Source organism: Streptomyces sp. NPDC014891 (assembly GCF_043081085.1).
Taxonomy (GTDB): Bacteria; Actinomycetota; Actinomycetes; order Streptomycetales; family Streptomycetaceae; genus Streptomyces.
On sequence record NZ_JBIBWF010000001.1, the window covers coordinates 978,110 to 991,049 of the forward strand.

General features: G+C 74.3%; 14 protein-coding genes. 11 read left to right on the forward strand and 3 right to left on the reverse strand.

All coding sequences use genetic code 11. The features are described 5' to 3' along the window. The first annotated feature begins 6 nt into the window (after nucleotides 1-6). The 9 genes from bioD (at nucleotide 7) to mug (ending at nucleotide 8,143) form a co-directional block, all read left to right on the forward strand. A complete protein-coding gene (bioD, locus tag ACF09E_RS04075; RefSeq protein WP_392203728.1) occupies nucleotides 7-738 on the forward strand; it encodes a dethiobiotin synthase in 732 nt (243 codons plus the stop codon). Between the two features lie 121 nt (nucleotides 739-859). Then, complete coding sequence (locus ACF09E_RS04080; RefSeq protein ID WP_392203729.1) at nucleotides 860-1,204, forward strand: VOC family protein; 345 nt, start codon at nucleotides 860-862, stop codon at nucleotides 1,202-1,204. A 10-nt stretch (nucleotides 1,205-1,214) separates the two neighbouring features. After that, nucleotides 1,215-1,895 carry a class I SAM-dependent methyltransferase gene (locus ACF09E_RS04085; RefSeq protein WP_392203730.1) on the forward strand — a complete coding sequence of 227 codons (681 nt, stop codon included), beginning with the start codon at nucleotides 1,215-1,217 and terminating at the stop codon, nucleotides 1,893-1,895. Between the two features lie 64 nt (nucleotides 1,896-1,959). Next, complete coding sequence (locus ACF09E_RS04090; RefSeq protein WP_392203731.1) at nucleotides 1,960-2,385, forward strand: GNAT family N-acetyltransferase; 426 nt, start codon at nucleotides 1,960-1,962, stop codon at nucleotides 2,383-2,385. A gap of 217 nt (nucleotides 2,386-2,602) precedes the next feature. Beyond that, entirely contained in the window at nucleotides 2,603-3,946 is a 1,344-nt protein-coding gene (locus ACF09E_RS04095) for a hemolysin family protein (protein ID WP_361859963.1), read from the forward strand. Continuing rightward, nucleotides 3,943-4,962 carry a hemolysin family protein gene (locus tag ACF09E_RS04100; RefSeq protein WP_392203732.1) on the forward strand — a complete coding sequence of 340 codons (1,020 nt, stop codon included), beginning with the start codon at nucleotides 3,943-3,945 and terminating at the stop codon, nucleotides 4,960-4,962. Before ACF09E_RS04095 ends, ACF09E_RS04100 begins: the two co-directional genes overlap by 4 nt. Nucleotides 4,963-5,120: 158 nt before the next feature. Further along, complete coding sequence (locus ACF09E_RS04105) at nucleotides 5,121-5,903, forward strand: SGNH/GDSL hydrolase family protein (RefSeq protein ID WP_392203733.1); 783 nt, start codon at nucleotides 5,121-5,123, stop codon at nucleotides 5,901-5,903. 237 nt (nucleotides 5,904-6,140) lie between these two features. After that, a complete protein-coding gene (gene purB / locus ACF09E_RS04110; RefSeq protein ID WP_388805203.1) occupies nucleotides 6,141-7,583 on the forward strand; it encodes an adenylosuccinate lyase in 1,443 nt (480 codons plus the stop codon). Nucleotides 7,584-7,645: 62 nt separating this feature from the next. Further along, the gene (gene mug / locus ACF09E_RS04115; protein ID WP_392203734.1) at nucleotides 7,646-8,143 is read left to right on the forward strand and encodes a G/U mismatch-specific DNA glycosylase; all 498 of its coding nucleotides are present in this window, start codon (nucleotides 7,646-7,648) and stop codon (nucleotides 8,141-8,143) included. 83 nt (nucleotides 8,144-8,226) lie between these two features. Here mug and ACF09E_RS04120 read toward each other — a convergent pair whose 3' ends face one another. Continuing rightward, on the reverse strand, nucleotides 8,227-8,637 hold the full coding sequence (locus tag ACF09E_RS04120) for a hypothetical protein (RefSeq protein WP_392203735.1): 411 nt from the start codon (nucleotides 8,635-8,637) through the stop codon (nucleotides 8,227-8,229). 197 nt (nucleotides 8,638-8,834) lie between these two features. Between ACF09E_RS04120 and ACF09E_RS04125 the strand changes: the two genes are divergently transcribed. After that, nucleotides 8,835-9,992, forward strand: coding sequence for an ROK family transcriptional regulator (locus tag ACF09E_RS04125; protein WP_392203736.1), 1,158 nt, complete (start codon nucleotides 8,835-8,837; stop codon nucleotides 9,990-9,992). A 42-nt stretch (nucleotides 9,993-10,034) separates the two neighbouring features. Here ACF09E_RS04125 and ACF09E_RS04130 read toward each other — a convergent pair whose 3' ends face one another. Both ACF09E_RS04130 and ACF09E_RS04135 read right to left on the reverse strand, forming a co-directional pair. After that, the gene (locus ACF09E_RS04130; RefSeq protein ID WP_392203737.1) at nucleotides 10,035-10,775 is read right to left on the reverse strand and encodes a GntR family transcriptional regulator; all 741 of its coding nucleotides are present in this window, start codon (nucleotides 10,773-10,775) and stop codon (nucleotides 10,035-10,037) included. 291 nt (nucleotides 10,776-11,066) lie between these two features. Further along, nucleotides 11,067-11,963, reverse strand: a complete 897-nt coding sequence (locus tag ACF09E_RS04135) for an RNA polymerase sigma-70 factor (protein WP_392203738.1) — start codon at nucleotides 11,961-11,963, stop codon at nucleotides 11,067-11,069. Between the two features lie 121 nt (nucleotides 11,964-12,084). Between ACF09E_RS04135 and ACF09E_RS04140 the strand changes: the two genes are divergently transcribed. Further along, a complete protein-coding gene (locus ACF09E_RS04140; protein ID WP_392203739.1) occupies nucleotides 12,085-12,918 on the forward strand; it encodes an alpha/beta fold hydrolase in 834 nt (277 codons plus the stop codon). Nucleotides 12,919-12,940 lie beyond the last annotated feature (22 nt).

The following is a 12,940-nucleotide window of genomic DNA, read 5'->3' on the forward strand; positions in this document are numbered from 1 at the left end:
AGAACAGTGGGAATCATCGTCGTCAGCGGTACCGGAACCGAGATCGGCAAGACCGTGGTCACGGCCGCGGTCGCGGCGCTCGCCACGGCCGCCGGGCGCACGGTCGCCGTCCTCAAGCCCGCGCAGACCGGCGTCGGGCCGGACGAGCGCGGGGACGCGGACGAGGTCGTCCGGCTCTCGGGCGCGGCGGGCTCCGCCGAACTGGGGCGCTTCCCGGAGCCGCTGGCCCCGGGGACGGCCGCCAGGCGGGCGGGGCTCGCCCCGGTCGGGCCCGGGGAGGTCGCCGAGGCCGCCCGGAAGCTGGCCGGGGAGTACGACCTGGTGCTCGTGGAGGGGGCCGGCGGGCTGCTCGTCCGCTTCGACGAGGACGGCGGCACCCTCGCCGACGCCGCCGCGCTGCTCGGCGCACCGGTGCTCACGGTGGTCCCGGCCGGTCTCGGGACGCTCAACTCCGCGACCCTGACCGCGGAGGCGCTGCGCGCGCGCGGGATCGCCCAGCTGGGCGTGGTGATCGGCAGCTGGCCGGACGCGCCGGACCTGGCGATGCGCTGCAACCTGGCGGATCTGCCGAGGGAGGCGGGTGCTCCGCTGCTCGGGGCCGTGCCGGAGGGGTCGGGCTCGCTCGACCCCTCGGACTTCCGGGCGGCCGCGGCCGACTGGCTGGGGCCGGAACTCGGCGGCAGGTGGGACGGGGAGGCCTTCCGGGAGCGGTTCACGCAGCCGTACCCCGGAGCCTGAGCGTCCGGCCCGCGACCGGGGTGCGTCGGCGCGCCCCGCCGGGCGTGCACCGCGGGGACCGCGGCGGCGCACGCCGCTCGTGGCAGGGGACGCGCGCGCCTCCACTCCGTAGGGTGGAGGCATGCGCGCTCACGTTCAGGAGATCGTCTTCGACTGCGCCGATCCGGCGGCCCTGGTCCGGTTCTGGGCGGGCCTCCTCGGTGGCGTCCCGGTCGACCGGAGCGGCGACTGGTCGTACGTGGACCCGCCGGACTTCGTCCGGCTCGCCTTCCAGCGGGTGCCCGAGGGCAAGACCGCGAAGAACCGCGTCCATCTCGACCTGGAGGTCGCGGACCCGATCCGCGCCGCCGACGAGGCGGTGGCGGCGGGGGCGTCCCTGGTCGGCGGCCCGGTGACCGACGCGCAGGGGTCCTTCCAGGTCGTACGGGACCCGGAGGGCAACGAGTTCTGCTTCGTGACGGGCTGAGGAGACGCCGATGACACCGCCGCGCACCCCCTCGACGCCGCCCGGTCCCCCGGCGCCGTCCGGCGTCCACCATCCGCTGTTCGCCCGCTTCTACGCCCGGTTCAGCGTGTCCGCCGACGTCAAGGGCGGGCTCGGCGCACTGCGGGCGGAGCTGCTCGCCGGGCTGTCGGGCCGGGTGATCGAGATCGGCGCGGGCAACGGTCTGAACTTCGCGCACTACCCGCCCGCCGTCACCGAGGTCGTCGCGCTCGAACCGGAGTCCCGGCTCCGGCGGCTGGCCGGGGAGGCCGCGCTCCGCGCCCCGGTGCCGGTGACCCTGCTCCCGGACACCGCCGAGGCGCTGCCGCTGGAGGACGCCTCCTTCGACGCGGCGGTCGCCTCGCTCGTCCTCTGCACGGTGCGGAACCTCCCGCAGACCCTCGCCGAACTCCACCGCGTGCTGCGCCCCGGCGCGGACCTGCGCTTCTTCGAGCACGGTCGGGCGGACACCCCCGGCCTCGCCCGGGTGCAGCGGGGACTCGACCGTACGGTCTGGCCGCTGCTCTTCGGCGGCTGCCACACCTCCCGCGACCCGCTCGCGGCGATCGAGGCGGCCGGGTTCTCCCTGGGCCCGTACCGCTCCTTCGACGTGCCGGAGCAGGGGCCGCGGCTCCCCTCCTCGCCCTGTGTCCTGGGCTCGGCCCGGCGGTAGCGGGTGCCGTCTCGCGGAACGGAAGTCCTGGCAGCGGACCGACCCGGCGTGATGGGATCCGGCCATGATCGACCTGCAGATACGTCACGCCACCCCCGAGGACGCCGAGGCGGTCCTGGCCTTCTGGAAGGAGTCCGCCGAGGGCACCTCCGTCTCCGACGACCTGGACGGGGTGAGCCGGCTCGTCGCACGCGACCCCGGAGCGCTGCTGCTCGCGGTCTCCGACGGCCTCCTCGTCGGGACGCTCATCGCCGGCTGGGACGGCTGGCGCGCCTCCCTCTACCGGCTCGCGGTCCTGCCCGCGTACCGTCGCCGGGGCGTCTCCACGGCGCTCCTGCGGGCCGCCGAGGAGCGCTTCGCCGCCCTCGGCGGACGGCGGGCCGACGCCATGGTCCTGGAGGAGAACGAGACCGGCCGGCATCTGTGGGCGGCGGCCGGGTACGAGCGACAGGACCACTGGCGCCGCTGGGTGAAGCCGCTCGCCGACTGAGCCGCGGATCCCGGCCGCTCCCCCGCCGACGTGCCGTTTTGCCGATCCTTTACCATGGTCTCCCATCCGTCCCCCCGACCGAAAGGTGTGAGCGTCCGCCCATGGGCGAGCCTCCCAGTAGTACCGACGCGGGTACTGCTCCCGAAAGCACCGGCCCCGACGGCCGACATCGAGCGTTCCTCCTCCCCCTGACTGATCATGGGACGGAGGTGAACCGATGACCGAAGTGCTTCTGCTCCTCCTGGCGCTCCTCCTCTCCGTCGCGTGCGGCGCGTTCGTCGCGGCCGAGTTCTCGCTGACCACGGTCGAGCGCCGCGAGCTGGAGGACGCCGCGGAGCGCGGCGAGCGCGGCGCGTCCGGAGCGCTCAAGGCCGTCAGGTCGCTGACCTTCCAGCTCTCCGGCGCCCAGCTGGGCATCACCGTCACGAACCTGGTCGTCGGCATGCTCTCCGAGCCCTCGATCGCCAAGCTGATCCGCGGCCCCCTGGAGGACCTCGGTTTCTCCGCCTCGGTCGCCTCCTCCGTGGCGCTGGTCCTGGGCACCGCCCTGTCGACCGTCGTCCTGATGGTGGTCGGCGAGCTGGTCCCCAAGAACTGGGCGATCTCCTCGCCCCTCGCGGTCGCGAAGGTGGTGGCCACCCCGCAGCGGGTGTTCACCGCCGCCTTCAAGCCCCTGATCAGCCACCTCAACAACACCGCGAACCGGATCCTGCGCCGGCTCGGCATGGAGCCGACCGAGGAGCTGGCCTCGGCGCGCTCCCCGCAGGAGCTCGTGGCGCTGGCCCGGCACTCCGCCAAGGAGGGCGCCCTGGAGGCCGACACGGCCGAGCTGTTCGTCCGCACCCTCAACCTGGCGGAGCTCACCGCGGAGAACGTGATGACGCCCCGCGTGCAGGTCACCGCGCTCGACGTGCAGGCCACCGCCGAGGACGTCGCGAACGCGACCCGGGCGACCGGCCTCTCCCGCTTCCCCGTCTACCGGGGCAGCCTCGACGCGGTCGTCGGCATCGCCCACATCAAGGACGTCCTAGCCATACCGGCCGAGGAACGGCGCCACCGCGGGGTGGGCGAGCTGCTGCGCGAGCCGCTGCTCGTCCCCGAGACGCTGACCGTGGACCGGCTGCTCGACCGGCTGTCCGGCCGCCAGACCATGGCCGTCGTCATCGACGAGTACGGCGGCACCGCCGGGGTCGCCACCCTGGAGGACATCGTCGAGGAGGTCGTCGGCGAGGTGCGCGACGAGCACGACCCGCACGAGACGCCGGACCTGGCGCGGGCGGGCGAGGACGCGGACGGGCGCGAGCTCTGGTCCGCCGACGGCGCCGCCCGTACGGACCAGGTGGAGATCATCGGCCTCCGGGTGCCGGACGGACCGTACGAGACGCTCGCGGGCTTCGTCGCCCACGAGCTGGGCCGCATCCCGGCTGTCGGGGACACCGTGGACCTGGACGGCTGGCGGCTCGACGTCGCGGACGCCTCCGGTCGGCGGGCCGCCCGCGTGCAGCTGCACGCCCCCGCGGCGCGGGAGCACGGGGACGAGACCGGGGAGGCCGGCCGATGACCGTGATCCAGTTGTTGATCGGTCTGCTGACCCTCATCGTCAACGCCTTCTTCGTCGGCGCCGAGTTCGCCCTGATCTCGGTCAGGCGCAGCCAGATCGAGCCGCTGGCCGAGGAGGGGAACCGGCGGGCCCGCAGCGTCATCTGGGGCCTCGAGCACGTCTCAGCGCTGCTCGCCGCGGCGCAGCTCGGCATCACCCTCTGCACCCTGGTCCTCGGCATCGTCGCCGAACCGGCCATCGCGCACCTGCTCGAACCGGTCTTCGACGCGGTGGGCGTGCCGCACGGGCTGGTCCACCCGATCTCGTTCGTGATCGCGCTGAGCGTGGCCACGTACCTGCACATGCTGCTCGGCGAGATGGTGCCGAAGAACATCGCGCTGGCGGAGCCCACGCGGACGGCGCTGCTGCTCGGCCCGCCGCTGGTGACGCTGGCCCGGGCGCTGCGGCCGGTGATCTTCGCGATCAACGCCTTCGCGAACGTGCTGCTCAAGCTCCTGCGGGTGGAGGCCAAGGACGAGGTCTCGGCGACGTTCTCAGACGACGAGCTGGCCCGGATGGTCACCGACGCCGGTGACGCGGGCCTGCTCGACGACCGGGCGGCGGAGCGGCTGCACGACGCCCTCGAACTGGGCCGCAGGCCCGTGCGGGACGTCGTGATGCCCCCGGAGAAGGTCGTGTACGCGCAGGTGGGCACGACTCCGGAGGAGCTGGAGGCGCTGTCCGCGCGGACCGGCTACTCGCGCTTCCCGACGGTCGACGAGAACCGCCGGATCCTGGGCTATCTGCACGTCAAGGACGCGCTCGACGTCCTGCCGCGCGACGAGCCGTTCCCGGTGTCCGCGCTGCGGCCGGTCGCCCGGGTCCGCGCGGCCACGCCGCTGGACGACGTCCTGACCGCGATGCGCCGCAGCCGGACGCACCTCGCGGCGGTGCTCGACGAGGACGGCAAGCCGGCCGGCCTCGTGGCGATGGAGGACGTGCTGCGGGAGCTGGTGGGCCGCCCGGCGGCCCCGTAGCGGCACGGCACGCGGGCGAGGGGCCCCGGGAGCACGCGCTCCCGGGGCCCCTCCGCCGCGCCCGGCCGGGGCGGCCACGCACCGGTCACCGCGGGGCCGGGTGCCCGTCCGGGCTCCGGCGGCGGACGGCGCATACCGCGCGGTACGATTTCTCCGCCATGGAGATCAATGCCACGTACAACAGTTTCGTCGCCCTCGGCGACAGCTTCACCGAGGGGATGTCGGACCGGAAGCCCGACGGCTCCTACCGGGGCTGGGCCGACGTCCTCGCGGACCGGCTGGCCGCCCGGACCACCGACTTCCGCTACGCCAACCTCGCCGTGCGCGGCAAGCTCATCGGCCAGATCGTCGACGAGCAGGTCGAGACGGCCGTCGCCATGAAGGCCGACGTCGTGACCCTGGTCGGCGGGCTCAACGACACCCTGCGCCCCAAGGTCGACATGGGGAGGGTGCGCGGACTGCTCACCGAGGCCGTCGAACGGCTCGCCCCCTCCTGCGGACAGCTGGTCCTGATGCGCAGCCCCGGCCGGAACGGGCCGGTCCTGGAGCGCTTCCGCCCCCGGATGGAGGAGCTGTTCGCACACGTCGACGCGCTCGCCGCCCGGCACGGGGCCCTGGTCGTCGACCTGTACAGCGCCCCCTCGCTCGCCGACCCGCGGCTCTGGGACGTGGACCGGCTGCACCTCACCGGCGAGGGGCACCGGCGGGTCGCCGAGGCCGTGTGGCAGACCCTCGGCCTGCCTCCGGAGACGGACTGGCGGACGGCCCCGCCGCCGACCCCGCAGCCGGGCTGGGCGACCCGCCGGGCGGCGGACGCCCGCTTCGCCAGGGAGCACCTGGGCCCGTGGATCGGACGGCGCCTGACCGGCCGCTCGTCGGGCGACGGCCGCGCGCCCAAGCGCCCGGAGCTGCTGCCCTACGAGCCGACGCGGGAGCCGTAGCGGGGGCCGCTCGCGTCGGGGCCGGGCACCGGCGCCGTCCGTGCCGGTCTGCTCGGATCCCCTCCGCGCCCGCCGGTTCCGGGGCCGGTCCCGGTCGATCCGGACCGCGCCGGCCGGGGAGCGGCGCCCTCCGGCGCCGGGGCGTCCGCGGCCGGCCGTCGTGAGCTGCGTCTCGTAGCAACCTCCAGCTCGGACCGTGGCGCTGGCCTGCAGAAATCGCCAGTAAACTCTGTCCACGTGACTGCTGTGACTGCGAAGCCCCGCATCCCCAACGTTCTGGCCGGCCGCTACGCCTCCGCGGAGCTCGCCGTCCTCTGGTCCCCCGAGCAGAAGGTCAAGCTGGAGCGCCGGCTCTGGCTCGCCGTGCTGCGTGCGCAGAAGGACCTCGGGATCGAGGTTCCGGACGCCGCCCTCGCCGACTACGAGCGCGTGCTCGACCAGGTCGACCTCGGCTCCATCGCGGAGCGCGAGAAGGTCACCCGGCACGATGTGAAGGCCCGCATCGAGGAGTTCAACGCCCTCGCCGGCCACGAGCACGTCCACAAGGGCATGACCTCGCGCGACCTGACCGAGAACGTCGAGCAGCTGCAGATCCGCCTCTCCCTGGAGCTGATGCGGGACCGTACCGTCGCCGTCCTCGGCCGCCTCGGCAAGCTGTCCGCCGAGTACGCGGAGCTGGTCATGGCGGGCCGCTCGCACAACGTCGCCGCCCAGGCCACCACCCTCGGCAAGCGCTTCGCGACCGCGGCCGACGAGCTGCTCGTGGCCTACGCGCGCCTGGAGGAGCTGCTCGGCCGCTACCCGCTGCGCGGTATCAAGGGCCCGGTCGGCACCGCGCAGGACATGCTGGACCTGCTCGGCGGCGACGCCGACAAGCTGGCCGACCTGGAGCGGCGGATCGCCGGTCACCTCGGCTTCGCCCACGCCTTCACCTCGGTCGGCCAGGTCTACCCGCGCTCGCTCGACTACGACGTGGTCACCTCGCTGGTGCAGCTGGCCGCCGCGCCCTCGTCGATCGCCAAGACGATCCGCCTGATGGCCGGCCACGAGCTGGTCACCGAGGGCTTCAAGCCCGGCCAGGTCGGGTCCTCGGCGATGCCGCACAAGATGAACACCCGCTCCTGCGAGCGCGTCAACGGCCTCATGGTCATCCTGCGCGGCTACGCCTCGATGACCGGCGAGCTGGCGGGCGACCAGTGGAACGAGGGCGACGTCTCCTGCTCGGTGGTCCGCCGGGTCGCGCTGCCCGACGCGTTCTTCGCGCTCGACGGTCTCCTGGAGACCTTCCTGACCGTGCTCGACGAGTTCGGCGCCTTCCCGGCCGTCGTCGCCCGCGAGCTCGACCGCTACCTGCCCTTCCTGGCGACCACCAAGGTCCTGATGGGCGCGGTGCGCGCCGGTGTCGGCCGCGAGGTCGCGCACGAGGCCATCAAGGAGAACGCGGTGGCCTCCGCCCTCGCCATGCGCGAGCAGGGCACGGTGCAGAACGAGCTGCTCGACAAGCTCGCCGCGGACGAGCGGATCCCGCTGGACCGCGCGCAGCTCGACGAGCTGATGGCGGACAAGCTGTCCTTCACCGGCGCCGCCGCTGACCAGGTCGCGTCCGTGGTGGCGCGGATCGAGGAGATCCTCAAGCAGCACCCGGAGGCCGCCGCCTACGCCCCCGGCGCGATCCTCTGACCGGGAGCCCCCGGTTCACCAGGGAACAGCTGGAGGCCGCTCGTGACCGCGTCGTCCCCGACGTGGTGGCGGGCGGCCTCTCGGTCTTGTTCTGCGGGATCAACCCGGGTCTCATGACGGCGGCGACGGGCCACCACTTCGCCCGTCCCGGCAACCGGTTCTGGCCGGTGCTCCAGCTGTCCGGCTTCACTCCGCGGCGGCTGCGGCCGGACGAGCAGGAGGAGCTCCTGGCGTACGGCCTCGGGATCACCAACGTCGTCGCGCGGGCGACCGCCCGGGCCGACGAGCTGACCCGCGAGGAGTACCGGCAGGGGGGCCGGATCCTCGCCGCGAAGGTGGAGCGGCTCGCGCCCCGCTGGCTCGCGGTCGTCGGCGTCACCGCGTACCGCACGGCGTTCGACGAGCCGAAGGCCGTGATCGGGCCGCAGGAGCGCGTGATCGGGTCGACCCGGGTCTGGGCGCTGCCGAATCCGAGCGGCCTCAACGCGCACTGGACGGCGGAGACGATGGCCGCGGAGTACGCGCGGCTCCGCGCGGCCGCCGAGGCACCGCCCGGGTAGGGGCGTCGCCCGCCGACGCGGGCTGTCGGCCGCGCGGGCGGTCGCCGGGTCGGCTTCCGGGGCCGGCGGGGGCGCCCCGGACGTCAGGCCGGCGGGTCGACCGTGGTGACCACGGCGAGCAGCTGGAACGGGAGTTCCTTGTCCCACTGGGAGACGCCGAGCCCGATCCACTGTCCGTCGGCCCGCCACAGGCGCAGGTTCGGGGTGTGGCAGCTGAGGGTGGCCCAGGGCTCCGCTACCGGCTCGCCCTCCATGCTCCGCTCCAGGACGGGGAAGAGGTCGACGGTGCGGGGCTCGCCCCAGCGGGCGGCGAGCAGGACGCCCAGCCCGTCCCGTTCCGCTTCGTACTGGTCCTCGACGATCTCCCGGCGGGTGCCGTCGTCCTCCCAGAAGTCCTCGCTGGTCGCGAGCTCCGCGAGGTGGTGGTCCGGGCCCTCGTCGTGTCCCCGGGCCCGGAGTAAGTCGATCGCCGCCAGAAGGTCTGCCGTGGTCATGGCTCCAGTAAAGCGGCCCGCACTGACAGTTGGCGCCGCGTCAGGTTCGGGACGGTCCGGTGGACCGGCTCGGGGGCGGACGCGGAGCCCGTACCGGGGCCGATTCGAATCCAAAGCGTCATGGGGGCGGCACTCGCCGCGACCGGACCCATTGAGTACCATCCGCCGAAGAGGTGCACGAGCTGGGAGGACACACTGTGGGGCGGCTGACCGGCGGGGATCCGTCTCTGCTGCGGCGGATCAACTCCGCGGTGGTACTCCATGCGCTGCGCGGCGCCGACGCGCCGACGCTCACCGATCTGACCCGTATCACGGGTCTGTCGAGGCCCACTGTCGAAGGGGTCGTCGAGGGGCTCATGGAGGGTGGTCTCGTCGTCGAGGCGGCGGCCGAGGAGGGCGAGGCCCGGCGGCAGGGCCGCCCCGCGCGGAGGTTCCGCTTCCGCGCCGAGGCCGGGCATCTGCTGGGCATCGAGATCGGCCCGCACCGGGTGGCCGCGCTGCTGTCCGGTCTGGACGGGCGGATCATCGGGGCCGGTTCGCGCGAGGTGTCGGAGACGGCCCCCGAGGACGAGCGGCTGGACCGGGTCCGTACGGTCGTGGCCGACGTGCTGCGCCGCGCCGGCGTCGCCCGGTCGAACCTGCGGGCCGTCGGCGTCGGCACCCCCGGCATCGTGGAGGCCGACGGCACGGTCCGCCTCGGCACGGCGCTGCCGGGCTGGACCGGGCTCGCGCTCGGCGAGCGGCTGCGCCGCTCCTTCAAGTGCCCCGTCATCGTGGAGAACGACGCGAACGCGGCGGCCGTGGCCGAGCACTGGAAGGGCGCCGCGACCGACTCCGACGACATCGTCTTCGTCCTCGCCGGGCTGAGCCCGGGCGCCGGTTCGCTGATCGGCGGCCGGCTGCACCGCGGTTTCGGCGGCGCGGCCGGGGAGATCGGCGCCCTGCACCTGCTCGGCCGGGGCGTCACCCCCGAGCACCTGCTGTCGACGACGGACGAACCGCTGCACCCGCTGGACGAGCAGGCGGTCGCCGAGGTCTTCGCGCTGGCCCGCAAGGGCGACGCGCGCGCGGAGGCGGCGGTCGAGCGGTTCATCCAGCGGCTCGTGCACGACGTGGCCGCGCTGGTCCTCGCGATCGACCCCGAGCTGGTGGTCGTCGGCGGCTGGGCGGCCGGTCTGGACGGCGTGCTCCAGCCGCTCCGCGAGGAGCTGGCCCGGTTCTGCCTGCGGCCGCCGCGGGTGGTGCTGTCCCTGCTCGGCGAGGCCGCGGTCGGGACGGGTGCGCTGCGGCTCGCGCTCGACCACGTCGAGGAGCAGCTGTTCGCGGTCGACGGCACGGTGACGGCCCGCCGCTGAGGGGTACTCGGCGACGGGCCGTGGGGCGCGGTGCGGCCGTGTCTAGGAGGCCATGACCAGGTCGACCGAGTCGCCGAAGGTCAGTCGGCAGGTGTCGGCGCGGTAGGTGGCCACGGAGACGGCGGCGGTGCGTCCGCCGGACAGGTAGCGGGTCGTGACGACGAGCACCGGGGCGCCGGGCAGCCGGTCGAGTTCCTTGGCGTCGTCGGCACGGGCGGATCCGAGCTCGACGGAGCGGTCCTGGCCGTCGAGGGCGAGGTGCTGGAGCTCGCGGAGCACCGCGCGGGCGCGGGCGGGTCCGGCGGGGGCGTCGATGGCGCTGAGGCCCGGGACGGACGCGGCCGGCACGTAGAGCAGCTCGGCGGCGACGGTCTGGCCCTGGCTGGCGCGGACCCGTCGGACGATGTGCACCCGCTCCTCGGTGCCGCTCTCCAGGGCGCGGGCGACGGCGGCCGGGGCCACGTCGGCGGCGGAGTCCAGGGACTGCCAGGCGTCGTCGCCGACCCCCGGCCAGGTGTGCTGCGTGGTGGAGACGTCGACGCCGACGCGCGGCGGGGCGACGGTGGTGCCGACGCCGCGGCGGCGCTGCAGCCGGCCTTCGAGCTCCAGCTGCTCCAGCGCCTGGCGCAGCGTGGCCCGGGCCACGCCGAAGCGGGCCGCGAGGTCGCGCTCGTTGGGAAGGATCTCCCCGACCGCGAAGTCCGAGTCGAGTGCTTCGCCGATGACTGTCTTGAGGTGCTGGTACTTCGGTTCCGGTACCGATGTCAGCTGCGTGGTCCCCACCCTGATCCTCCGCAATTCGCCGTGTCCCGCGGCGTTTTTCCGCGCCCTTGTTTATTAAAGGTTCCTGCACTAACTCTGCGACCATAAGGCGAGCCCACCCCTTGGTCAAGACCAATCCTCTGTCGGACGCCCCCGAATGTGACCCTCTGACCTAGATCGTTCACAGGACGTTCGCGCCCCCGTGTGCCCGGCGCAGCAAAACACCCCGTCTCCCGGGTGGGAGACGGGGTGGATTTCCGGCCGATCGGCGCGATCGGGCCGGTTCCTCGCGCGGGTCGGCCGCGGGACGGGTCAGAGGCCGGCGAGCGACTCCAGTTTGTCGGGGTTGCGGATGAGGTGGACGCGCTGGACGCGTCCGCCGAGGACCTCGATCTGGAGGACGGAGTCCGGCCTGCCGTCGACGAGGGCGAGCACGGCGGGGGCGCCGTTGAGCTCCAGCAGGCGGACGTCGAGGGCCCCGGCCGCGCTCCCGGCGGTGGCGTGGAGGAAGCGGCCGACCTTGTCGGCGCCCTCGATGATCCGCAGCGGGGCCCTGGACTTGCCGCCGCTGTCGCCGACGAGCCGTACGTCGGGGGCGAGGAGGTCGAGCAGCCCGCCGAGGTCGCCGCCCGCGGCGGCCGTGAGGAAGCGTTCGGTGAGGTCCCGGCGCGCCGCCGGATCGACGTCGTAGCGCGGCTTCCGCTCGTCGACGTGACGCCGGGCCCGCGCGGCGAGCTGACGCACGGCCGACTCGGTGCGGTCCAGGGCCGTGGCGATCTCCGCGTACGGGAAGCCGAAGGCCTCGCGCAGCACGAAGACGGCCCGCTCCGGCGGGGAGAGGGATTCGAGGACGACGAGGAGGGCGAGCGAGACGGAGTCGGCGAGCAGGGCGCGTTCGGCGGTGTCGGGCGCGGCCGGTCCGAAGTCGGTGACGACGGGCTCGGGGAGCCACGGGCCGACGTAGGCCTCCCGACGCGCCGCGACCCGCCGGAGCCGGTCGACGGCCAGCCGGGTCGTGATCCGTACGAGGAAGGCCCGGGGCTCGCGGACCTCGGCCCGGTCCTCGGCGGTCCAGCGCAGCCAGGCCTCCTGGACGACGTCCTCGGCGTCGGCGGCGCGGCCGAGCATCCGGTAGGCGACGCCGAGCAGCAGGGCCCGGTGCTCCTCGAAGCACGCGGTCGGGGTGTCGGTCGGAAGGTCGGTGGCCACCCGGCCATCCCAGCCCACCGCGGTGCCGCTGTCCAGTTTCGGACGGAGGCTTGAACTCCGGGCTACCGATCGGTAATTCTCGTTGACGGGACGTCTGACAGCCTCAGGACAGGGAGTCCGCATGCCCGCACGGATCACGTTCACGACCGGGACCCCTGCCGGTCCCCGCACGGCGTCCCTCACGTACGAACGCCGCGGAGCGGGGGATCCGCTGCTGCTCCTGCACGGCATCGGGCACCACTGGCAGGCCTGGGAGCCGGTGCTGGACATCCTGGCCGCCGAGCGGGACGTGATCGCCGTGGACCTGCCCGGGTTCGGCGCCTCCGACCCGCTGCCCGACGGCTGCCCGTACGACCTGTCCACCGTCGGGAGCGTCCTCGGCGCGTTCTGCGAGGCCCTCGGCGTCGAGCGGCCGCACGTGGCGGGGAACTCGCTCGGCGGGCTACTCGCCCTGCAGCTGGGCCGGGAGAAGCTGGTGCGCTCGGTCACCGCCCTCTCCCCCGCCGGCTTCTGGTCGGAGGGCGAGCGGCGGTACGCCTTCGCGACGCTCCGGGCGATGCGCGGCGCCGCGCTGTCGCTGCCCGTGCCGGTGATCGACCGCCTCTCCCGCACGGCCGCGGGGCGCACCGTGCTCACCAGCTCGATCTACGCACGCCCCGCGCGGCGTTCACCGGCGGCCGCCTACGCCGAGACGCTCGCGCTGCGCGGGGCCACCGGGTTCCGGCAGACGCTGGCGGCCGGCGGAAGCGTGCGCTTCCGCGAGGACGTCCCCGGCCTACCGGTCACCGTGGCCTGGGGCGCCCGCGACCGGCTGCTCCTTCCCCGGCAGGGCGTCCGCGCCAAGCACACCGTCCCCGGCGCGCGGCTCGTCCGGCTGCCCGGCTGCGGGCACGTGCCCATGAACGACGATCCGGCTCTCGTCGCGCGCGTCCTCCTGGACGGCAGCCGCGCCTGAGGCCGTCACCGGGACGCGCCGG

Coding starts and splice junctions, on each gene's coding strand:
- ACF09E_RS04085 (WP_392203730.1), top strand. CDS start 1,215: ATGACACCGCCGCGCACCCCCTCGACGCCGCCCGGTCCCCCGGCGCCG.
- ACF09E_RS04100 (WP_392203732.1), top strand. CDS start 3,943: ATGACCGTGATCCAGTTGTTGATCGGTCTGCTGACCCTCATCGTCAAC.
- ACF09E_RS04120 (WP_392203735.1), bottom strand. CDS start 8,637: ATGACCACGGCAGACCTTCTGGCGGCGATCGACTTACTCCGGGCCCGG.
- ACF09E_RS04140 (WP_392203739.1), top strand. CDS start 12,085: ATGCCCGCACGGATCACGTTCACGACCGGGACCCCTGCCGGTCCCCGC.
- ACF09E_RS04080 (WP_392203729.1), top strand. CDS start 860: ATGCGCGCTCACGTTCAGGAGATCGTCTTCGACTGCGCCGATCCGGCG.
- ACF09E_RS04105 (WP_392203733.1), top strand. CDS start 5,121: ATGGAGATCAATGCCACGTACAACAGTTTCGTCGCCCTCGGCGACAGC.
- ACF09E_RS04095 (WP_361859963.1), top strand. CDS start 2,603: ATGACCGAAGTGCTTCTGCTCCTCCTGGCGCTCCTCCTCTCCGTCGCG.
- ACF09E_RS04090 (WP_392203731.1), top strand. CDS start 1,960: ATGATCGACCTGCAGATACGTCACGCCACCCCCGAGGACGCCGAGGCG.